Origin of the sequence: Pleomorphomonas diazotrophica, assembly GCF_002844595.1 — a bacterium.
GTDB classification, from domain to species: Bacteria; Pseudomonadota; Alphaproteobacteria; order Rhizobiales; family Pleomorphomonadaceae; genus Pleomorphomonas; species Pleomorphomonas diazotrophica.
In genome coordinates, this window is the sequence record NZ_PJNW01000010.1 from 24,155 (window position 1) to 44,906 (window position 20,752).

Genomic DNA, 20,752 nt, shown 5'->3' on the forward strand with positions numbered 1-20,752 from the left:
ATGCGGCCGTCCTGCTGGGTCAGATGTGGTTGAGCGCGAGGCCGTCGGCGTCGAACAGGTGGCAGCAGTCGGCCGGCGCCTGATAGGTGGCGCTGTCGCCTGCCTTGACGCCGCCATCGCCCGGCACCTTGGCGATCAGCGGCGCCGGGGTGCCGCCATCGAGATAAACGAAGCTGTATTCGCCGAAATGCTCCACCGCCGACACCTTGCGCGTCAGCGTCTGGGCGCCCGGCGCAGCAACGGGGGCGAGATGCTCGGGCCGGACGCCGAGGGTGACCGGCGCACCCGAGGCCAGCGCCGAGCCGTCCACCGGCACCACGATCTCCTCGCCGCCCTTCAGCACCACGCGGGCGCCAGCCGGCTCCTGGGCGACGAAGCTCGCTTCCAGGAAGTTCATGGTCGGCGAGCCCAGGAAGCCGGCGACGAACAGGTTGCGCGGCCGGTGGTAGAGGTCGAGCGGCTTGCCGACCTGGGCGATCGAGCCGTGCTTCAGCATGTCCTTGCCGGCATGCAGCAGCACGATCTTGTCGGCGAGCGCCATGGCTTCCGTCTGGTCATGCGTCACGTAGATCATCGACGCCGCCGGGAAGTTCCGGTGCAGCGTGGCGATTTCCGAGCGCATGTGGACGCGCAGCGCCGCGTCGAGGTTGGAGAGCGGCTCGTCGAACAGGAACACCTTGGGCTGGCGGACGATGGCGCGGCCGATGGCGACGCGCTGCCGCTGGCCGCCGGAGAGCGCCTTGGGCATGCGGTCGAGCAGCGGCTCGATCTGCAGGATGCGGGCGGCTTCCTTGACACGACGCTCGATCTCGTCCTTGGCCGTCTTCGCCTGACGAAGGCCGAAGGCCATGTTGTCGTAGACGGTCATGTGCGGATAGAGCGCGTAGTTCTGGAACACCATGGCCACCTCGCGGTCGGCCGGTTCCACCTTGTCGACCACGCGGTCGCCGATCTGGATCTGGCCGGTGTAGGCGGTCTCGAGGCCGGCGACCATGCGCAGGAGCGTCGACTTGCCGCAGCCCGACGGGCCGAGGAAGACGCAGAACTCGCCGTCGTCGATGGTGAGGTCGACCCCGCGGATGACGGGGAAGTTGGCGCCGAAGGACTTGTTGACGCCGGAGAGGGTGATCTTGGTCATGAAATGTCTCCGAAGCCTCAGCCCTTGAGCGAGCCGGCCATCATGCCCTTGACGATCTTCTCCTGCCCGAAGGCATAGGCGACGACGAGCGGCAGCGATGTGAGGGTGACGACGGTAAGGATTGCCGGAATGTTGGCGGTGTACTGGCCCTGGTAGTCCCAGATGGCGAGCGGCAGCGTGCGGGTGCCGGTCGAGGACGTCAGCACATAGGCGAAGATGAACTCGTTCCACAGCATGATGCCATTGTAGATGGCGATGGTGGAAAGTCCCGGCCCCGACAGCGGTAGGAACACCTTGAAGAAGATGGCGAAGGGACCGCAGCCGTCGAGCCGCGCCGCCTCCTCCAGCTCCTTGGGGATCTGCCGCATGAACTCGGTGAGGATGAACACCGAGATCGGCAGCGAGGTCGCCACATAGGGGCCGATCAGCGCGAACTGGCTGTCGTAGAGGCCGAGCTGGCGCGTCATCAGGTAGATCGGCACCAGGGTGATGTGGATGGGCACGATCATGCCGGCGACGATCAGCCCGAAGATCGCCTCGTTGAAGCGGAAGCGCATGCGGGCGAAGGCGAAGGCGGCCATCGACGAGATCAGCATGATCAGGAGGACCGAGATCACCACCACCATCACCGAATTCTTGAAGTAGGTGAGGAAGGGGCCGGAGAGCACGTCGTTGTAGTTGACGAGGTCCAGCGCCTCGGGCAGTGCCCAGACGGAACTCGAGAAGGACTCCTGCTGCGACTTGAAGCTGGTCATCACCATGAACAGGAAGGGCACGGTGGTGACGGCGAGCCAGAACAGGCCGAGGACGGGGACGGCGACGCGGCCGGTGGCGCGGGCGACGGGGGAACTGGCCATGGTCAGACCTCCGTCTCGTAGCGCTTGGAGAAGCGCAGCAGCACCGAGGCTATGAGTATCACGATGATGAACATGCCCGAGGCCACCGTGCTGCCATAGCCCAGCTGGAAGGAGGAAAAGACGTTGCGATACATGTAGGTGGCCATCAGTTCCGAGGCGCCCTCGGGCCCGCCGCCGGTCATCACGTAGATGAGGTCGAAGTAGCGCAGCGCGCCGATGACGGAGAGCACCACGGCGGTGCGGATCGTGCCCTTGAGGTGCGGCAGCTTCATCTTCCAGAAGATGGTGGTCTCCGAGGCACCGTCGAGCTTGGCGGCCTCCGAGATCTCGGCCGGGAAGGAGGCGAGACCGGCCATGAACAGCACCATGTAGAAGGGGATGTACTGCCAGCAGACGACGGCGATGACCGCACCGAGCGCCAAGCGCGTGTCGCCGAGCCAGTCCTGGGCGAGATAGCCGAGGCCGACGAAGTCGAGGATGGCGTTGAGCGGACCGAAGGTGACGTCGTAGAAGTATTTGAACAGGACGCCGAGGGCGACCGACGACATCAGAAGCGGCAGGAAATAGAGGATCTTGAGGATGCGCGAGCCGCGGCCGGCATTGTCGAGCACCACCGCGAGGACGAGGGCGATCGGCATCTGCACCAGCACCGAGAAGACGGCGAGCAGGATGTTGTTCCAGGCGGCTTCCCAGAACAGCGTGTCGGAAGCGAGCTTCTTCCAGTTGTCGAGCCCGACGAAGCGGGCGTCCGAGCCGAGGCCGTTCCAGTCCAGGAGCGACAGGCGGAAGCTGTCGACAAGCGGATAAAGCAGATAGACGGCCAGCATCAAAATGGCCGGGGCCAGGAAGATGGCCGGCGCCAGTGTCCTGAGCGACAGGGCCGCCCCTCCCGCTCCGCCTTCGGCGGGGCGCGTCACAATATCGGTCAAGGTCATCCTCCCGATCCAAAACTAGTAGTGCCCCGCCGGCGGCGAACCGTCGGCGGGGCTGTTCTCAGGAGGAGGTTACTTCAGCTCTGCCTTGGCGGCGGCCTCGAATTCCTCGGCCACCTGCTCGGGCGTCTTGGAGAGGCCGAACAGCGCCTGCGAGGTGTCCTTGTGCAACTCGCCGAGCTTCGGCGGCAGCTCCTGGTCCCACCAGAGCTGCACGCTCTTGGCTTCGCTGACCAGCTTGGACACGTCCTGCAGGAAGGGGTTGTCGACCTTGAGGTTCTTGATCGGCGGCAGGCGCGAGTCGGCCACGCGGCCGGCGGCGGCGATGTCGTCGGTCAGGAACTTGACGAGTTCGACGGCCTTGTCCTTCTCGGGGCAGGCATTGGTGACGGAGACGAAGTTGTCGCCGAGCGTGCCCAGGAGGTCGGACGGGTCACCCTTGCCGCCGGGAACCGACGGGAACGGGAAGAAGCCGAGCTTCTTGGCGAACTCCGGGTTCTCGTTGCCGATGGTCGACGCTTCCCAGGTGCCCATCAGCTCCATGGCGGCCTTTTCGGTATAGAGAAGGCGACGCGAACCGCCGACGTCATAGTCGAGGCCGTTGTAGCCCTTCTGGAAGGCGCCGAGGTTGACCAGCTCCTGCAGGCGCTTGCCGGCCTCGACGAACACCGGATCGGCGAACGAGCCGCCATCCTTGCGCTGGGCGGCGTTGGCGAAGGCCTCGGGGCCGCCGATGCGGTCGACGAGGTAGCCGTAGTACATCGAGCCCGTCCACTTGTTCTTGTTGGCGAGCGCGAAGGGAGCGATGTCGTTCTTCTTGAGGACGTCGATCACCTGGAGCAGTTCGTCCCAGGTCTTCGGCGGCGTCAGGTTGAGCTTCTCGAACATCTCCTTGTTGTAGAAGACGACGGCGATGGCGGTGTTCTCGGCCGGCAGGCCGTAGATCTTGCCGTCGACCGTGACGGCGCCGAAGCTGGCCGGCGCGAAGCGGTCCTTGAAGGCCGGATCCTTGTCGAGATACGGCGTCAGATCGACCACCTGGTTGGCGGCGACATACTCGCGGAACGGACCACCGCCCCAGGAGCTGAACACGCAGGGCGGCTCGTTGGCGCCGAAGGCGATCTTGATCTTGGTCTTGTAGGCATCGTTGAGGATGTGGGTATCCTCGACCTTGTAGCCCGGGTTGGCCTTCTCGAAGCGGTCGGCAGCGTCACGAATGACCTTGACCGCGCCGTCGGTGGTCTGAAGGTCCCACACGGTGATGACCTTGTCGGCCGAATGCGCCGCGAACGGAGCGATAGCGACCATGGCGGCGCCGCAAGCGAGCGCCGAAAGTTTGGAAACGAATTTAGACACCTTCTCCTCCCAAGGATCACGTTGAGCCAGAAAGCCGCATCGGTCCCCCGAAAACCGAAATCCACTTTTCGGCCGATGCTCTGGCAACGGGTGACGGCCGAACGTTAGCGCTAACGTTCTGTAGCGTCAACTCTACCAGTGGAGCGTTGACGGATGAGCTGTGGAAGCTCTTGCTGGGGCTGTGAATCTCGTCGCGCACCACCCGCATCAGGCGGTTTTCCGCGTATTTTCAACGCTGGAGAGCCGCCGGCGCAGTTGACAGCCCGCGGGGCATCGGACAAACAGTTTGTAGCCCCGGAAACCATTCGACCAAATGATGAAGCGACAGTATCCAACGTTAGCCGAGGTCGCCAAGGTTGCCGGTGTCTCCCTGATGACGGCCTCGCGGGCGATCAACAACCGCCCCGGCGTCTCGCCCGAAAAGCGCGAGGACATCCTGCGCATCGCCGACGAGATGGGCTATGTCGTCAACCGCGCCGCCCAGAAGCTGACGGGCGCCCGCACGCGCATCATCGCCGTGGTGGCCGAGCTGCACACGCCCTTCACCTCCGACCTGCTTCTCGGCATGGGCGCGGTGGCGCGCGCCGCCGATTACGAGATGCTGGTCTATTCGCTGCCGGTGCGCGACCGCCGGCCGCCGGGCTCCATCCTCGACCTTCTCCGCCAGATCGTCGACGGCGTCATCGTCATCCTGCCCTACGAGTCCGACTATCTGGAATCCATGGCCACCGCCCACATCCCCGTGGTGACCATCGAGCAGGGCACCGAGTCGGTGTTTCCCTCGGTCACCGCCGACAACTACCAGGGCGGCCTCTCGGCGCTGCAGCACCTCATCGAGCTCGGCCACCGCCGCATCGCCTTCATCTCCGGCCACGACCGGCTGACCTCGGCGCGCGACCGCCGCCGCGCCTATCACGACATTCTCGCCCAGGCCCGCCTGCCCTACGACCCCGACCTCGAGGTGGACGGCGACTTCTCGCGCAAGGGCGGCTTCGAGGCGGCGCAGAAGCTGTTGGCGCTGGCCGACCGGCCCACCGCCATCTTCGCCGCCAACGACATTTCCGCCTATGGCGCCATCGCCGCCATCCGCGAGGCCGGCCTCAGCGTGCCCGGTGACATCTCCGTCGTCGGCTTCGACGACATCCCCATCGCCTCGCAACTCCACCCCCAGCTCACCACCATCCGCCAGCCCCTCCAGCAGATGGCCCGCGCCTCCGTCAACCTCCTCCTAGCCCTCGTCGCCGGCCTCGACGCCCCGTCGGAACAGATCGTCCTGCCGACCCAGCTGATCGTTCGGGAATCGACGACGGCGCTGAAGGCGAAGAGGAAGAAGGAAGAGGCGGTGAAGGTGGGCGTTGGGAGGTAGGGATGGAAACGATCAGCGAACGCTACGCCTCCGTTTGGGATGCCATCAGCGACACGCCCGCCGAAGCTCTCGACCGGAAAATGCGCTCGGACCTGATGATCGCGCTGAAGAAAATCATCAAGGCGAAGGGCTGGACGCGGGCGGAAGCAGCCAAGCATCTGGGCGTAACCCAGCCGCGCCTTTCCGACCTTCTGCGAGGCAAGATCAGCCTGTTCGGGCTCGACAGCCTCGTCAACATGGTGGCTGCGGCCGGCCATACCGTCGACGTAAAAGTGCGAGACGCCGCCTGACGGAATGGTGGGGACGGAGGCTGCAGCCATGACGGACAAGAGCAAGAAGGCGGAGTTCCAACCCGGACGCGGCTATAGCAAGGCCGACTGGGACGCGATCTCCGACAGCCCCGAGGCGACGGACGAACAACTGGCTGACGCCAAGCCGTTCGCCGAGGTTTTTCCAGAGCTCGCCGAGAAGATGCGGCGCAGCCGCCATCCGCCAGCGCGCCCCTGACGACGCCCCCCCTACTCCGGCAGCTCCACAAACGGATCGATCCCCCTCACCGGAAACACAGCGAAGTGCTTCGTGTTCCGCGTAAGCACGACCAACCCGTTCGCCGCCGCCGTGGCGGCAATGGCGGTGTCGGCGAAGCCGGGAGCTTGGCCTGCGGCGCGGGCGAGGTCGGTGAACTCTCCGGCCTTTCGCGCTTCCGGCAGGCCGAAGGGGAGGATGCGAGCGCCGTAGAGGTGTTCCACCGCGCCCCACCAGTCTGCGAGACGATCGGCCTTGGCGGTCGAGCCCATGCGGCGGAGCTTGGCGATGCCCGCCACCACCTCTGTCGCCGTGATGGCGGAGACGTAGAGGTCCGCCGAGTGACGGTCGAGCCAGTCGACCAGGGCCGGACGGGGAACAGGCGCCGCGAGGTCCGACAGAACATTGGTGTCGACGAGATACATCAGCCGCCGAAATCCCTTGGAGGCGTTTCGTCGCGGTCGAGATCGCCGGAGACGAGGCCCGAGGAGGCCAGCAGGCGGCCGAAGGACGGCACCGACGACAGGCGCTGGTAATCCTCGAACGACAGGACGACAGCTTCCTTCCGGCCGTGCCGGGTGATGACCGAGGGCTCGCCCGCGACGGCCTGATCGACAACGGCCGACAGGCTCGCCTTCGCGTCTCTCAACTGGATTTCGCGCATTCCAAGACCTTTCGTGACTACAGTAGTCATTATAGGATGGCGGGGAGTGGCGATCAAGGATGGGCTAGCCTGCGTGAACGGGCTTCTGGGCGCGCGCCTTAGAAGGAGACACGCTATCCGTCTGTTCCATATATATAATTCTGTCATCCTGCGCGCAGGCGCAGGACCTCAGGCCGAAAGGGGCAATCGGCCGATATCGCGCTTCCATGACCGCAAAGAGGCGCCCTATATCTCCCCCTCGCTCCATCCTGCCTGAGGTTCTCTGCCTTCGCAGAGAATGACAGCTTGATGGAGAGGGGAGAGAGCTGGATAGCGCGGAACGCTCGGCGGTGCAGATACTTCCCCCTCGCCTCATCCTGCCCGAGACCCTCTGCCTTCGAGAGAGGGGACATCTTGATAGTTGAGGCGACATGCCGCCCCTCCCCTCTCCTTGACTTTGCCCCCGACCTCGTCAAACAATCGCGCATGGTCGAACCGGACACCCACATTGTCTCCCGCTTGGCCGGCATCTCCACGGTGGGGTGCCGGGGTGTCGACCACGCAAGCTGAACCAGCGGATCGCCAAACCCTGGCCTCGCCCTCACGGACGAGGTTTTTGGCGTTGGACCGTGCCTCGTCCTGTCCTATTCAAGGAAATGACCATGGCACAGAACATCTACGACAACCCCGAGTTCTTTTCCGGCTACACCCAGTATCCCCGGCAGGTGATCGGCCTCGACGGCGCCACCGAGTGGCCGACGGTGCGCGCCATGCTGCCGCCGATCCAGGGCAAGCGGGTGGCCGATCTCGGCTGCGGCTTCGGCTGGGCCTCGCGCTGGATGCGCGAGCAAGGCGCGGCCTCGGTGGCGGGCTTCGATCTTTCCGAGAAGATGATCGCCCGCGCCCGGCATGACACCGCCGATCCGGCCATCGACTATCGCATCGCCGATCTCGAAACGCTGGAGCTGCCCGAGGCGGCCTTCGATCTGGTCTATAGCTCGCTCGCCTTCCACTACGTCAAGGATATCAGGCGCCTGATGCGCACCATCCACGACGCGCTGGTGCCTGGCGGCGACCTGGTGTTCACCACCGAGCACCCGATCTACATGGCGCCGGCACAGCCGCGCTGGATCACCGAGGAGGACGGCCGCAAGTCCTGGCCCGTCAACAGCTACTCGATCGAGGGAGAGCGCCGCACCGAGTGGTTCGTGAAAGACGTGCTGAAGTACCACCGCACCATGGCCACCACCCTCAACACCCTGATCGAAGAGGGCTTCACGCTCCGCCGTCTCAAGGAGTTCGGCCCGACGCCGGAGGAGGTCCGCCGCTCTCCCGACCTCTCGGAGGAGGAGGTGGAGCGGCCGATGATGCTGCTGGTCGCGGTGCACAGGCCGTAACCGGCACCGAAGCAGTTCCGGTTTTGCGTCCGGAGCTGCGCCTTTGCAAAGACCGAGCCGCCCTTGCCGCAAGCTGGGGCAGCTCCTGATTGTCGTTTTTCCTGATCATCCCCATCTGTCGCCCCAGCGGGATCTTCCGCCTACCCCATGGGGTCCATCATGCGCTTTGCCGGCAATGCCATCTGGTTCGTGTTCGGGGGCGCCTTCACGGCGCTGTTGTGGCTCCTGGGCGCGGCGGTCTTCGCGCTGTCCATCGTCGGGCTGCCGCTGACGCGGGCGGCGATCGAGATGGCCAAGCTCAGCGCCTTTCCCTTCGGCAAGGACGTGGTCCACGTCCGCGAGCTCGACGGCAAGGGCCTGACGCCGGTCACCGCGGTCACCGGCACCGTCGGCTTCGTCTTCAACGTGCTGTGGCTCCTGACCTTCGGCCTCGCGCTCTGCCTTTCCTATCTCGTGCTCGGCGTCGTCTACTGCCTGACGATCATCGGCATTCCCTTCGGCCTGCAATGCTTCAAGCTGGCCGGCATCTCGCTGTGGCCGGTCGGCCGGCGCGTGGTCAGCATCGAGCTGGCCGACATCGCCCGCACCCACGCCGCCGAGGCGACATTCGCCCGCTACCGCACCCACTGAAGGGTGTTCGCCTAGATGCGTATTGGAGGCGATCCAATCTTAAGCTTTATCGCAACAACCACCACCCTGACGTTTCCACTCTCTTGCCAGACAACTTCGGAAATGTATCCTGCCTCCGTCAAATAGCCCTTGTGTCGGAGTGGGTTCGTGCATTTCACGGGCAGGTTCGTGTGGTTCGCGCTGGGCGGGAGCTGGACGGCGATGATCTGGCTGCTCGGTGCGGCCGTCGCTCATCTCATCGTCGGCGGGCAGCCGCTGGCCAAGGCTGCCATCGAGATGGCCGGGCTCAGCATTTTGCCCTTCGGCCGTGAGGCCGTGCATATCCGCGAGCTCGGCGGGCAGGATCCGGCGCCAACGACCACCGCCGCCCGGCTGATCGGCCCCGCCCTCAACGTGGCGTGGCTGCTGACCTTCGGCCTCGTGCTTTGCGCAGCCTATCTGGTGCTCGGCGTCCTCTGCTGCCTGACGGTGCGGGCCATCCCCCTGGGCCGCCAATGCTTCAGGCTGGCCGGCCTGTCGCTCTGGCCGGTGGGGCAGCGCGTCATCAGCACCGATCTGGCCACCGTCCCCCGGCAGCAGGCGGCGGTCGAGCGCTTCGCCCGTACCCGCCTGCTCCAGTCGAGCCAAAGCGATCGCATCGGACCGCCCCGCGACCTTCCCCCCGCGGCGGCAAACTGAAGCACGGGCGGGCGGTTCGCGCCGAGCGCGACAAAGGGCCCGCCCCGCCGGGGCGGGACAGGCGGTGCCGCCGGTCTATCGGCTGAGGACCAGCCAATAGCGATGGAGCCCTTCAACGTCGCCGCTTGTCAGAAGCGGCATGGCGCCGTGGAGCGCGTCGTCGTCCCACTCCCACCACCTCATTTCCATGAGCTGCGCGATCTGCCGGTCGTCGAAGCGTTTGCGGATCGGCCGTGCCGGATTGCCGCCGACGATTGTGTAGGGATCGACGTCGCGGGTGACGAGGGCGCGGGTGCCGATCAACGCGCCATCTCCCACCTTGACGCCGGGCATGACGATCGCCTCCGAGCCGATCCACACGTCATTGCCGATCACCGTGTCGCCCGAGGGACGATAGCCGTTCTCCGCCCCGGCGAAGGCCGGCACCTCCGGCATCCAGTAGAAGGGAAAGCTGCTGATCCAGTCGTGCCTGTGGCCCTGGTTGCCGGCCATGATGAAGGCGGCGCCGGAGCCGATCGAGCAGAAGCTGCCGATGATCAGCCGGTCGACGCCCTCGTCCGGCATCAGGTAGCGGGCGCAATCGTCGAAGCTGTGGCCGTGGTAATAGCCGGAATAATAGCTGTAGCGGCCGACGACGATGTTGGGATTGGTGACCTGCGTGTCGAGGGTCACGCCCCGAAAGGGGCTGTCGAAATAGTTGTCCATGATGACGATCTCTGAATGCGTTTGGGCATGTGCTGTCGGCGCGAGAGCCGGAGGGCTTCGCGCTCAAGCCCCGATGCCGATGCGCGGCTCGGGGAGATTCAGAGGGTTCGTCGGGTGGCCTTCACGCAAATCCTCACTCGTTGGGCGGCGATGAAGATAGGGCAATGCCGGCGGCAGCGTCCAGGCCTGTTTCCGCGCAAAGGCGACCTCACCCCTTGAATATCCGAACTCGTCACCTATCTGTCATGCTGTGCGTGTACACACACCACTGACGCTTCTGATCCTTGACCACGGATGTACTGGCACTGATCATGGAGGCGTTGGAGAGAAGGTCGGGTTCGTCCCGGCCTTTTTGCTATCTGGACTTTGGCGTCGATGACGCCGCCATTCCAAATCTTCACATCCTTTCAAAACATCACTCGCCCATCGCGTCAGCCGCCTCGCGACCACCCCCTGCACAATTGCTACCTTGCATAAACAGGTAGCTTGTTATATCTCATCCCTCGAAACAGAGGTGCCCATGGCCGACTCCATCCTGGTCCAGCTCAGAAAAGGCGCGCTCGACCTGTGCGTTCTCGCCGTGCTGTCGCGCGGGGAAAGCTACGGCTACGAGATCGCCAGCCGGCTGGTCGCCGCCGTCGGCATGGGCGAAGGCACCATCTACCCGCTGATGCGGCGCATGCAGAACGACGGCCTCGTCGCCACCCGCATCGTCGAGTCGAGCAACGGACCGCCGCGCAAATACTACCGGCTCACGCCGCTGGGCCAGTCGGTGTTCGAGGCTCATCGTCGCGACTGGCGGAGCTTTGCCGGCGCCGTCGACACACTGCTTGAGGACCTGCCATGACCAGGGACGCCTTCCTGCACATGTTGAGAGTGGAACTGGCCGGCCTGCCGCCCGCGGAGGTCGACGACATCCTCGCCGACTACGCCGCCCACTTCGCCGACGCAGAGGGACGCAGCGAGGAGGATGTGGCCGCCGCCCTGGGCGATCCGTCGAGGATTGCCCGCGAACTGCGCGCCGAGGCCGGCCTCAGGCGCCTCGAGGCCAAGTGGAGCCTCACGAACCTCGCGGGCGCCGCTGCGGCGCTGGCGGGCCTTGCGCTTCTCGACATCGTGCTGCTGCTGCCCCTCTTGCTCGTGACGCTCATCATCGCGGTCGGCCTTGCCGGCGCGCTGGCCGTCGTCGCGGTGATCGGCGTCAACACCCTGCTCGGCGCCGGTCCCCTGCCCTTCGGCGACCCGGCGATGACCGGAACGCTGGCGCGCCTTCTGATCGGCGCGGGGCTCCTGAGCTGCGTCATCGGCGGCGGCGCCTTGTTGCTCATGGGCCTCGGCACGGGCGTCCACCTGCTCGGCCGTTACGCCCGCCTGCACTTCCGCCTCGCCGACCGCGACACCCTCGGAGGACTTGGATCATGATGGGAAAACTGGCAACCGTCGCCACCGCCGGCCTCGCCGGCGGGCTCGCCCTCCTGGTGGCGGGCATCGGGCTGTCCGGCCACGGTCTGGCCGGCGCCCGGAAGCTGTGGGGCGCCCTGCCCTCGGCCTGCGGCGGGGCCACCTCCACCAGAAGCGAAGTCACCCTGCCGTTCACCCCCGGCGACAGCCTGCAGATCAACCTGCCGGCCTCGGTCAGCTACCGGCCCGGCGACAAGGCGGAAGCGATCGTCCGTGGTGATCCGGCGCTTATCGAACACGTGCGGATGGATGGCCGCCGGCTGACGCTCGACTGCGACCCCGGCTGGCGCGCATCGTCTTTCGAGGTCGCCGTGTCGGGGCCGGCGATCGCCGAATGGAAAATGCTTGGCAGCGGCGACCTGATGCTGACGGACATCAAGCAACCTCAACTGACGCTCAGCATCATGGGCAGCGCCGACATCGCCGCCACCGGCGCCGCCGGCGTCGTCTCGGTGAATATCATGGGATCGGGCTCGGCGCACCTCAAGGGCCTGACGGCCAAGTCGGCGGAGATCACCATCCGTGGCAGCGGCGACGCCGAGGTGAATGCGCAAGGAGAGGCCGACGTGTCGATCTCCGGCAGCGGCAATGTCGAGCTCGCCGGCCGGCCGGTGCTCAGGCGGTCGGAAATCATGGGCAGCGGCCGCATCACCCAGGTGGAATGACCCGCTGCCAGAGTAGAGTTCACAACTGGGCGAGGCCGCGCAGCAGCGTATAGGCGGCCACGCCCATCAGCAGCAGCCCGGCTGCCCGCCCCACCCAGACGGTCAGGCCGGGGTTGGTGACGAGTGCATCGCGGCCGCGCGCCGCCGCCAGCGCCAGACCGCCGTAGACGACGAACTGGGTGGCAACGGTCATCGCCCCCATCGCCACCGCCTGCGGCCACAAGGGGCCGTAGACCGGCGACATGAACTGCGGGAAGACGGCGAGGATGAACAGCCAGGCCTTGGGGTTCAGAAGGCAGGTGACGATGCCCTGCCCGAACACCGTGCGCGACGACTTCGCGAGGCCGCCGTCGACGCTGTCGACGACGATGGAGCTTCTGGCGAGCGTCAGGCCGATCCACATCATGTAGGCCGAGCCGGCGATCAGCATGACGCTGGAAACGGTGGGGATCAGCCGGCTGAGACCGGCCACCGCCACGGTGCCGAACAGCGTGTGACAGATGCCGCCCACCATCAGGCCCAGCGTCGCGGCGATGCCGGCGGCCCGGCCGCGCGTCAGCGCATTGGCGAGCACGAACATCATGTCCATGCCCGGCACCACGATGATGCCGGCCAGGAGGAGGAAATAAAGCCAGAGGTTTTCGCCGTAACTCATGAGCCGCCGCCGTCCCCATTGCCCAGCAGCTTGTTGCCACCGAGTCGCAAGTTGTTCCGGCTAGCTCTATAGATGCCCCTGACACGGAAGTGTCAGTGGCTTCGGCGGACGAATGAGGTTCCCTGGCGCATCCGCTTGTCCGGAAAGTCTGCAACTTTTCGGGCGAATGCTAGGCCCGCCCGAAGGTCTTGCGGATCAGCGCCACCCTGTTGACGACGGGAGGAGACGAGGCGGTGGCCGGCTCAAGGCTGTCCTGCGGCGCCACCCGCTCGTGGCGCTCCTCGTCGCTGTGGATGCGGTAATGCAACTGACCCTCCGACCAGGGCAGAACGGCGGTCACGCGGTAGACGCCGGCGGCCGAGGCATATTGGAAGCTGGGCCTCAGGAACACCCTGTCGCCGACCTTGAAGGCGGCGGGCGCAGGGCTGCGCTTCACGGGCGGGCTGGCGCGGAGAAGCATGTCGGCGGTGGTCATGGGGATTGCCTCCTTGGCGAATGGCGGATCCGACGTCGATGATCCCTCGAGAACTCTCGTGCGCGCCCCGCCTCAGCCGGCGCCTCATGGACCATCAGCGCGAATATGTCGGCAGTGATTTCGACGCAAGCTCAGGCGAATGGTCGGTTCTCCGGCCATTCAAGCGACTTCTACTGTCGTAAATTTCAGAAAAAGCTTGGCACAAGGCGCCGAAAAAACCGATTTCCGGCATTTGAAGATTTTCAGAATATGCTCTCCGGCCCAAATAAAGACAAGGCAAAGACCAGATTTATTTTCAAGAGGTGGCGTTTTGGATTGAAATATCATATAAGAACGATGTGACGTTGATCGGGGGCCCGCACCGGGAGCCCTCCATCTGTTCCGGAATTGCTCCTTGCCGTGCCGGCAACCCGCCGGTAATAGGGGACGGAACCAGTCGATCGCCTCCCTCACGGGTGGCGCCCAGCTCTCTCAAAGGATCGGATAATCCGTGCAGGTTCTCGTTCGAGACAACAACATCGATCAGGCGCTTCGCGTCCTCAAGAAGAAGATGCAGCGCGAAGGCATTCTCCGCGAACTGAAGGCGCACAGCGCCTATGAGAAGCCGTCGGAGAAGCGCAAGCGCGAAGCCGCCGACGCCGTCCGGCGCGCCCGCAAGCTCGCCCGCAAGAAAGCCCAGCGCGAAGGCCTCCTGCCGATGCCGAAGGCCAAGGAACGTCCGGCTCGCCCGCGTCCGGCCGCCATGCCGGTGACCTCTTCCGAGGCCTGATCCGGAGCCGCCCTCGCTGGGCGGCCCATCGCGGCAAGCTCGCCTCCCGCACCCTTCCGGGAATGAGGACATGAGCTTCAAGGCCATCGCGGCGATCATGGGCATGGACGACGCCACCTGGGCACGCCATGCCAATCCCTGGAGCGGCTGGTCGCGCCTCACCATCCTGCCGCTCCTGGCGCTTGCCGCCTGGAGCCGGCTGTGGATCGGCTGGTGGGCGCTGGCGCCGCTCTCCGCCGTGCTCGTCTGGGCCTGGCTGAACCCGCGCCTGTTCCCGCCGCCCCACTCCACCGACAACTGGATGTCGCGCGGCGTGCTCGGCGAGCGCGTCTGGCTCACCCGGCACGACGACCCGGCCCTCGCCCATCATCGGCCGGTCGTCAGGGCCTTGACCGCGCTCAGCACCCTCGGCGCGATCGCCCTTCTTGCCGGCCTCGCCCTCCTCGACCTCACGCTGACGCTCGCCGGCCTCGCCGTCGCCATGCTCGGCAAGCTTTGGCTCGTCGATCGCATGGTCTGGGTGCATCACGACACCGCTGGCGGCAACGTGCCGCCTGCAACCGGCAAGGCCGATGGCAACATAACTTCGTAGAATGCCGCAATTTCGCCAAACTCGCCGAAAGAAAACGCCATAAACCAGTGCCACCACTAAGCAACTCCAGCAAAAGTGGAAACCGGTTTTGCGTCCGGAGTTGCGTGGAAACAAAGAGACTGAGCAACTCCAGCAAAAGTGGGAACCGGTTTTGCGTCCGGAGTTGCGTGGAAACAAAGAGACTGAGCATGCGGGCGAACCTGAGTTCGCCAGATATGCTTTAGCCACTCGCGGTTTTCCGGGGAAATGACATGGTCGGCAGCGGTCGGTTGCGGTCTTCCGCCTCCACGGTGATCTTCTGGCAGTGGGCGCTGGGCATCGGCGTCGGCGCTGCCTGCGCCGGCGCGGTGTTCGTCATCGGCAGCCAGCACGCCGCCCCGCGTCTCGGCGTCATGACGCCCCGCCTCGCCGAGCTGTCGCGGCCGGTCGAAGCGACGGGCACCGCCACCATCGGCGGCACGCCGCTGACCACCGCCACGCTTGAGGTGCCGCTCACGCTCGACGCGCCGCCGGCGGTGATGCTGCCGCCCGAGAAGCCGGCGCTGAAGGCGCCCAAGCCCGCCGTCGCGAAGGCCGCAACACCCACCACCAGAACCTTCCGGGCGCGCGAGACCGCGCCGGCCGAGGTCGCCCACTTCGACAGCTGCCTGCCCTCCTGCGAAACGCGCGACCCGCTGGTGGCCGGCCAGACGGTCGTGGCTCCGATGGTGGCGAACCCGACGGTGGTCGTCATGGATCAGCCGGTCTTCGTGCCGGCTCCCGAGGTCGGCGCCGCGGCGCCCCTGGACCCGGGCGTTCCGATCGTCTCGGACATCCCGCCCGGCCCGGTCCCGCCGCTGCCGCTGCTCGAAGCGGTGGAGGAGCCCGTTCCGACGGCGCCACGCGGCCCCATCGGCTATGCCATCAATGGCGGCAGGTCGCTGTTCGACAAGGTCGAGCACGTCTCCGGCGCCGTCGTCACCGGCACGAGGCGGGCGGTCGACACGGCGGTCGATCTCGTCTGGTGACGGCCGAGCAACTTCACGAAAAGTGGGAACCGGTCTTCCGTCCGAAATTGCGACAAAGCAAGAGATGGAGCAGCTCCGGCAAACCGGCTTCCGTGTTTGCCGGAGCTTAGCTACTCGGCCGACTCCTTCCAGCGTTCATCGGCGCTCGCCCCGCCCATCTGCTCGACGAGCATCGCCTCGAAGGCTTCGGCCGACACCGCCTGCGAGAACAGATAGCCCTGCGCGTAGTCGCAGCCGATGGACTTCAGCACGTTGCGCTGCCGCTCGGTTTCCACCCCCTCGGCCACCACCGTGAGGCCGAGGCGGTGGGCCATGACGATGATCGCCTCGCAGATGTCGAGGCCGGCGCCTTCGAGATTGGCGACGAAGGACCGGTCGATCTTCAGCGTGTCGATGTCGAACTTCCTGAGATAGGCGAGCGAGGAGTAGCCGGTGCCGAAATCGTCGATGGCGATCTCGATGCCGGCATCGCGGAAGGCGATGAGGTTGGCGAGCACCAAGGGCTCGGCGTTGAGCAGCAGGCCCTCGGTGATCTCGATGCAGATGGCCGAACCGTCGAGCCCCTGCCGCGACAGTTCCTGCACCCAGCCGATGCCGTCGAAGGCGGCGCTGCGGAACTGGGCCGGCGACTGGTTGACGGCGATCTGGAAGTCGGCCACCCCGAGGCGCCGGCAGCGCGCCACCTCGGCGATGGCCTGCCGCGCCACCCAGTCGTCCACCGGCACGATCAGCCCGGCCTCCTCGGCCAGCGGCACGAAGGTGCCGGGGCTGACGAGGCCGCGCGTCGGGTGGTTCCAGCGCAACAGCGCCTCCGCCTTGACGATCCGCCCGGTCTTGAGGTCGATCACCGGCTGGTAGTGGACGACGAACTGCTGCTCGGCCAGCGCCTGCCTGAGATCGGTGGCGAGGCGCATGCGGGTGTTGGCCGCCCTCTGCAGCACCGGCGTGAAGAAATGCAGGCAGTTGCGGCCGAAGCCCTTGGCGGCATAGAGCGCCTGGTCGGCGTTGCGGAACAGCTCCTCCAGCGACTGCGTGTCGCCGGGATAGAGCGAGATGCCGACGCTGGCGGTGATGAACACCAGTTCGTAGTCGATCTTCACCGGCGTCTCGAAGTGACCGAGCACCCCCCGCGCGATCGCCTCCACCTCGGAAGCGTCGGCGACGTCGGTGAGGATCAGCGCGAACTCGTCGCCGCCGATGCGGGCGATGGTGTCGCCCGGCCGCTCGCTTTCCCTGAGGCGCGCCGATATCTTGGCGAGCAGCCGATCGCCCGCCGAATGGCCGAGCGTGTCGTTGACCTCCTTGAAGCGGTCGAGGTCGATGAGCAGCAGCGCCATGGTCTTGCCGCTCTCGGCCGCCTGCCTCGCCCCCTGGGCCAGCCGGTCGCCGAACATATGCCGGTTGGGCAGGCCGGTGACGGAATCATAGTTGGCCTGCCAGCGGATGATGTCCTCGGCCGACTTGCGGGCGGTGATGTCCGAGAACACCACGACGTAGTTCTTGACCTGCCCGAGGGCGTCCTTGACGACGGTGACGGTGGTTTCCCTGAGATAATGCTCGCCCGACTTGCGCTGGTCCCAGAGCTCGCCAGCCCACACGCCCTCCGCCTCCACCACCCGGGCGATCTCGGCATAGAAGGCCTCGTCGTGCCGCTCGGACCGGAACATGCGGGGATTGCGGCCTTCCACCTCGGCGAAGGTCCAGCCGGTGAGCCGCGTGAAGGCCGGGTTGACGGCGATGATTCGCTGATTGGCGTCGATGACCATGATGGCCTCCGACGTCGTCTGGTAGACGGTGGCGGCGATGCGCTCCTGCTCCTGCGCCTTCTTCTGGTCGGTGATGTCCAGGACGTAGACCAGCCGGTAGGGCCGGCCGTTGCCCGAGGGGAACGACACCGAGCTGGCCCAGACGACGCGGCGCTCGCCATCGCGCCGCACCACGTTCCACTCGCCGCTGAAAGGCGCGCCGGCATTGAGGAAATCCTGGTGGCGGATCATCACCGCCGCCTGGCTCTCGCCGGGAAAGATCATCATGAAGTTGCGGCCGATCATCTCCTCGTCGGCATAGCCGTAGATCTCGGCATAGGCCGGATTGACGGAGATGTAGTGGCCGTCATAGTCGATCACGGCGATGCCGACCGGCGCACGACTGAGAATCGCTCGCATCAGGCGGTCTGGGTCACGGTCCTCTGCTTGCCTCATGTCAGACCGCCCCCGCGCCTGAAGGTGTTATTCGATTGTAGGCAGCCCCCATACGATCCGTGTACGCCTTTGATTTTCCTCTGAAAGGATTCCAAATTTTCTGATTCGACAAGTATTGCCAGTTTTTACCATGGCGGTAGCGCGGCGCATCTTCTTCAGTAAAAGTAGAATGGCCCATTCACCCGGTCAGGGCGCGCAGCGCCGCAACAAGCGTCGGTTCACCGCCAGAACGCCCGCAGCCGAATACATCGGAGAAACGGGACAAAACCGCGCATCGCGCGGGATTGGAGCGCCCGTGAAGGCAATTGTGCCAAGCCAATCAACGGCATCGGCGATGCCGAAACGCATGGGTGAGCCGGCGAGTTCATCTTGATGAACTTGGATTATTCCCGAAATGACATTAGACCAATTGCGTAACATAGGTAAAACTCGCAGAAAATTTATCTCTCATCTTAGTCCCTTGTTAACGGCACTTTCCCAAAATTTGTCATCCAGACCGGGCTACCACCAAAAAGTGCAGCCTGAACTGTGGAGGGCGGTATTTTGTCTTACGCAAATTTGTCAATATTGGCAAAAGTTTCGGGGCTACTGGTACTTCTCGGGATCGGCGCCTTGGCCGGCGGCGGCTATGCAGGCTATCAGATGGTCGCCATCGACGATGCCTACGGACAGCTTCTCACCGGGCGTTCGGCGGCCAGCCTCTACTTCTCCCGGTCCAACCGGGCGGTGTCCGACCTCGCCACCAGCCTCTACTGGAACGCCGCCGCGACCAGCGAGGAGGACAACCGCGCCGCCGCCACAGCCCGCACCGCCGCCCTCGACGACATCGAAAAGAACATGGGCCTTGCCATCGCGGCCGCGCCGGAGAAGAAGGCCGAGCTGGAGGGCATCATGTCCTCGGTCAAGGCGCTCATGACCGGCGCCTGCGGCGAGGTGGTCAAGCTGTCCCAATCGACGGATGACGCTGCCAACGCCAAGGCGCTCGGTCTGCTGACCGCCGAATGCCACCCGGCCGTCGCCGCCGTGCAGAAGACGTCGGTCGCCATCAACACCACCCTCATCGGCGAGACCCAGGCGATCAGCGACGCCAACACCGCGGCGTCCTGGCGGGCGGTGTGGATGACCCTCGGCTTCATCGTCCTGACGGTGGCAGCCGTCATCGCCCTCGCCATCTTCCTGCTGACCCGCGGCGTGACGCGGCCGATCGGTCGCATCGTCGACGCCATGCACCTGATGCAGGGTGGCCGCTATGACATCGGCATCGACGGCCTCGGCCGCAAGGACGAGGTGGGCGAGATCGCCGGCGGGCTCGAATCCTTCCGCCTCAGCCTGATCGACGCCCAGGCCGCCCGCAAGGCGCAGGAGGCGGCCAAGGCCGCCGAGGACGCCGCCATGCGCAAGCGGTCCGAGATGGCGGAACGCTTCGTCAGCCGCATGCAGGAACTGGCTTCCGGCTTTGGCTCTTCGTCGATGGAGGTGGCCGACGCCGCCCGCAGCCTGTCGGCCACCGCCGAGGAGACCGCCCGCCAGGCGCAGGCGGTGACCGGCGCAGCCGAGGAGGCGGCGACCAACGTGCAGACGGTGGCCGCCGGCACCGAGGAGCTGTCTGCCTCGATCCAGGAAATTTCCAAGGAGATCAGCCACTCCTCCGTCATCGCCCGCGAGGCGGCCAAGGAGGCGGAGACCAGCTCGCAGAACGTCCAGACGCTGTCGCAGGCGGCCCAGGAGATCGGCGAGGTGGTGACGCTGATCAGCACCATCGCCGCCCAGACCAATCTCCTGGCGCTGAACGCCACCATTGAAGCCGCCCGTGCCGGCGAAGCGGGCAAGGGCTTCGCGGTGGTCGCGGCCGAGGTGAAGCAACTCGCCGACCAGACCGCCAAGGCCACCAGCGAGATCGGCAGCAAGATCACCGAGATCCAGGCCGCCACCGGCCATACGGTGGAGGCCATCTCGCGCATCGTCAGGACGGTCGGCAACATCCAGGAATCGTCGGCAGCCATTGCCGGCGCGGTGGAGGAACAGGGCGCCGCCTCGGCCGAGATCGCCCGCAACACCCAGCGGGCGGCGACCGGCACCACCGACGTCACCTCCAACATCACCGGCGTCAGCACCGCCGCCGAACTGACGGGCGCCGCCTCGACGCAGCTGATGACGCTGTCCGAACGGCTGAACGAGCAGTCGGGCTCGCTGCAACAGGAAGTCGCCGACTTCGTGAAGAGCCTCAACGCCGCCTGAGACGAACAGGAGATCTAGCCGGACGGCCCCGCCACCCCAGCCGCCCGGTTATGAGGAACCCCGCCGCTAGTGGTTCGATTCCGACATTTGCCTCCGCTTGATACTAACCTCGGAGCAAATGTCGGAATCAAAAGAACCACTAGCAAGTTTTTGTTTCTAGTGGAGCTTTTGAATTTGACATTTGAGCTGGAGCCTTATGTCGAGCGGGACTCAAATGTCAAATTCGCTCCACTAGCGGGGTTTTTCGTGGCTGGTGGACCAATGCCGCGTCGCTGAAGAGGACCCAGTTGCCGGCGTCCTCGCAACTACGGATGCCAGACCGGTGCCCGCTTTGGCTCTACGGCATGCACACATCTGCGCTGAGGGGACCTCAGGACAGCGGAGCGCGGCGGATCAGGCTGACACGGCTTTTTGAGCGTGATATGGGCCGCTCGTTTCATTCTGCCCGAGGTACACCGTGCA

The 20,752-nt window shown here is 65.5% G+C and carries 23 protein-coding genes; 13 read left to right on the forward strand and 10 right to left on the reverse strand.

Going from position 1 to position 20,752, the window contains the following annotated elements; translation table 11 throughout:
• Positions 1–19: 19 nt before the first annotated feature.
• The 4 genes from CXZ10_RS13310 to CXZ10_RS13325 all read right to left on the reverse strand — a co-directional run bounded on the left by CXZ10_RS13310 (position 20) and on the right by CXZ10_RS13325 (position 4,283).
• Complete coding sequence (locus tag CXZ10_RS13310) at positions 20–1,138, reverse strand: ABC transporter ATP-binding protein (RefSeq protein ID WP_101289839.1); 1,119 nt, start codon at positions 1,136–1,138, stop codon at positions 20–22.
• A 17-nt stretch (positions 1,139–1,155) separates the two neighbouring features.
• Positions 1,156–1,995, reverse strand: a complete 840-nt coding sequence (locus CXZ10_RS13315; RefSeq protein WP_101289840.1) for a carbohydrate ABC transporter permease — start codon at positions 1,993–1,995, stop codon at positions 1,156–1,158.
• A 2-nt stretch (positions 1,996–1,997) separates the two neighbouring features.
• Positions 1,998–2,924, reverse strand: a complete 927-nt coding sequence (locus tag CXZ10_RS13320; RefSeq protein ID WP_210199926.1) for a carbohydrate ABC transporter permease — start codon at positions 2,922–2,924, stop codon at positions 1,998–2,000.
• A 75-nt stretch (positions 2,925–2,999) separates the two neighbouring features.
• On the reverse strand, positions 3,000–4,283 hold the full coding sequence (locus CXZ10_RS13325; RefSeq protein WP_210199927.1) for an extracellular solute-binding protein: 1,284 nt from the start codon (positions 4,281–4,283) through the stop codon (positions 3,000–3,002).
• Positions 4,284–4,596: 313 nt separating this feature from the next.
• Here CXZ10_RS13325 and CXZ10_RS13330 point away from each other — a divergent pair, with 313 nt between their 5' ends.
• Genes CXZ10_RS13330 through CXZ10_RS13340 form a run of 3 tightly spaced genes read left to right on the forward strand, consistent with a single transcriptional unit; the run spans position 4,597 to position 6,156 of the window.
• A complete protein-coding gene (locus tag CXZ10_RS13330) occupies positions 4,597–5,649 on the forward strand; it encodes a LacI family DNA-binding transcriptional regulator (protein WP_210199928.1) in 1,053 nt (350 codons plus the stop codon).
• A 2-nt stretch (positions 5,650–5,651) separates the two neighbouring features.
• Positions 5,652–5,939, forward strand: coding sequence for a helix-turn-helix domain-containing protein (locus CXZ10_RS13335; RefSeq protein ID WP_101289842.1), 288 nt, complete (start codon positions 5,652–5,654; stop codon positions 5,937–5,939).
• Between the two features lie 28 nt (positions 5,940–5,967).
• On the forward strand, positions 5,968–6,156 hold the full coding sequence (locus CXZ10_RS13340; protein ID WP_101289843.1) for a hypothetical protein: 189 nt from the start codon (positions 5,968–5,970) through the stop codon (positions 6,154–6,156).
• Between the two features lie 11 nt (positions 6,157–6,167).
• Here the strand turns inward: CXZ10_RS13340 and CXZ10_RS13345 are convergent, their stop codons facing one another.
• Both CXZ10_RS13345 and CXZ10_RS13350 read right to left on the reverse strand, forming a co-directional pair.
• Positions 6,168–6,599, reverse strand: a complete 432-nt coding sequence (locus tag CXZ10_RS13345) for a PIN domain-containing protein (RefSeq protein ID WP_101289844.1) — start codon at positions 6,597–6,599, stop codon at positions 6,168–6,170.
• The gene (locus CXZ10_RS13350) at positions 6,599–6,838 is read right to left on the reverse strand and encodes a type II toxin-antitoxin system Phd/YefM family antitoxin (protein WP_101289845.1); all 240 of its coding nucleotides are present in this window, start codon (positions 6,836–6,838) and stop codon (positions 6,599–6,601) included. The genes CXZ10_RS13345 and CXZ10_RS13350 overlap by 1 nt, the downstream gene beginning before the upstream one ends.
• A gap of 641 nt (positions 6,839–7,479) precedes the next feature.
• Here CXZ10_RS13350 and CXZ10_RS13360 point away from each other — a divergent pair.
• The 3 genes from CXZ10_RS13360 to CXZ10_RS13370 all read left to right on the forward strand — a co-directional run bounded on the left by CXZ10_RS13360 (position 7,480) and on the right by CXZ10_RS13370 (position 9,522).
• Positions 7,480–8,214 carry a class I SAM-dependent methyltransferase gene (locus CXZ10_RS13360; RefSeq protein ID WP_101289847.1) on the forward strand — a complete coding sequence of 245 codons (735 nt, stop codon included), beginning with the start codon at positions 7,480–7,482 and terminating at the stop codon, positions 8,212–8,214.
• Positions 8,215–8,361: 147 nt separating this feature from the next.
• A complete protein-coding gene (locus tag CXZ10_RS13365) occupies positions 8,362–8,844 on the forward strand; it encodes a YccF domain-containing protein (protein ID WP_244617233.1) in 483 nt (160 codons plus the stop codon).
• Positions 8,845–8,991: 147 nt separating this feature from the next.
• A complete protein-coding gene (locus CXZ10_RS13370) occupies positions 8,992–9,522 on the forward strand; it encodes a YccF domain-containing protein (RefSeq protein WP_101289848.1) in 531 nt (176 codons plus the stop codon).
• A gap of 75 nt (positions 9,523–9,597) precedes the next feature.
• Here CXZ10_RS13370 and catB read toward each other — a convergent pair whose 3' ends face one another.
• Positions 9,598–10,227, reverse strand: a complete 630-nt coding sequence (gene catB / locus CXZ10_RS13375) for a type B chloramphenicol O-acetyltransferase (RefSeq protein ID WP_101289849.1) — start codon at positions 10,225–10,227, stop codon at positions 9,598–9,600.
• Between the two features lie 520 nt (positions 10,228–10,747).
• Here catB and CXZ10_RS13380 point away from each other — a divergent pair.
• The 3 genes from CXZ10_RS13380 to CXZ10_RS13390 are packed head-to-tail and all read left to right on the forward strand — an operon-like array spanning position 10,748 to position 12,353.
• Positions 10,748–11,074, forward strand: a complete 327-nt coding sequence (locus CXZ10_RS13380) for a PadR family transcriptional regulator (protein ID WP_101289850.1) — start codon at positions 10,748–10,750, stop codon at positions 11,072–11,074.
• The gene (locus CXZ10_RS13385) at positions 11,071–11,649 is read left to right on the forward strand and encodes a DUF1700 domain-containing protein (RefSeq protein ID WP_101289851.1); all 579 of its coding nucleotides are present in this window, start codon (positions 11,071–11,073) and stop codon (positions 11,647–11,649) included. The genes CXZ10_RS13380 and CXZ10_RS13385 overlap by 4 nt, the downstream gene beginning before the upstream one ends.
• Positions 11,646–12,353 carry a GIN domain-containing protein gene (locus CXZ10_RS13390; RefSeq protein WP_101289852.1) on the forward strand — a complete coding sequence of 236 codons (708 nt, stop codon included), beginning with the start codon at positions 11,646–11,648 and terminating at the stop codon, positions 12,351–12,353. Before CXZ10_RS13385 ends, CXZ10_RS13390 begins: the two co-directional genes overlap by 4 nt.
• 19 nt (positions 12,354–12,372) lie before the next feature.
• Here CXZ10_RS13390 and CXZ10_RS13395 read toward each other — a convergent pair whose 3' ends face one another.
• A complete protein-coding gene (locus CXZ10_RS13395; RefSeq protein ID WP_101289853.1) occupies positions 12,373–13,008 on the reverse strand; it encodes a LysE family translocator in 636 nt (211 codons plus the stop codon).
• Between the two features lie 169 nt (positions 13,009–13,177).
• A complete protein-coding gene (locus CXZ10_RS13400) occupies positions 13,178–13,483 on the reverse strand; it encodes a hypothetical protein (RefSeq protein ID WP_101289854.1) in 306 nt (101 codons plus the stop codon).
• 490 nt (positions 13,484–13,973) lie between these two features.
• On the opposite strand from CXZ10_RS13400, the gene rpsU reads away from it, so the two are divergent.
• From rpsU to CXZ10_RS13415, 3 genes are all read left to right on the forward strand, one after another.
• Entirely contained in the window at positions 13,974–14,252 is a 279-nt protein-coding gene (rpsU, locus tag CXZ10_RS13405) for a 30S ribosomal protein S21 (protein WP_101289855.1), read from the forward strand.
• A 70-nt stretch (positions 14,253–14,322) separates the two neighbouring features.
• Complete coding sequence (locus tag CXZ10_RS13410) at positions 14,323–14,844, forward strand: DUF6653 family protein (RefSeq protein WP_180335987.1); 522 nt, start codon at positions 14,323–14,325, stop codon at positions 14,842–14,844.
• Positions 14,845–15,095: 251 nt separating this feature from the next.
• Positions 15,096–15,851, forward strand: coding sequence for a hypothetical protein (locus CXZ10_RS13415; RefSeq protein ID WP_101289856.1), 756 nt, complete (start codon positions 15,096–15,098; stop codon positions 15,849–15,851).
• Between the two features lie 110 nt (positions 15,852–15,961).
• Here CXZ10_RS13415 and CXZ10_RS13420 read toward each other — a convergent pair whose 3' ends face one another.
• On the reverse strand, positions 15,962–18,016 hold the full coding sequence (locus CXZ10_RS13420; protein ID WP_210199929.1) for a putative bifunctional diguanylate cyclase/phosphodiesterase: 2,055 nt from the start codon (positions 18,014–18,016) through the stop codon (positions 15,962–15,964).
• Positions 18,017–18,664: 648 nt separating this feature from the next.
• Here CXZ10_RS13420 and CXZ10_RS13425 point away from each other — a divergent pair.
• Complete coding sequence (locus tag CXZ10_RS13425) at positions 18,665–20,290, forward strand: methyl-accepting chemotaxis protein (RefSeq protein ID WP_210199930.1); 1,626 nt, start codon at positions 18,665–18,667, stop codon at positions 20,288–20,290.
• Positions 20,291–20,752 lie beyond the last annotated feature (462 nt).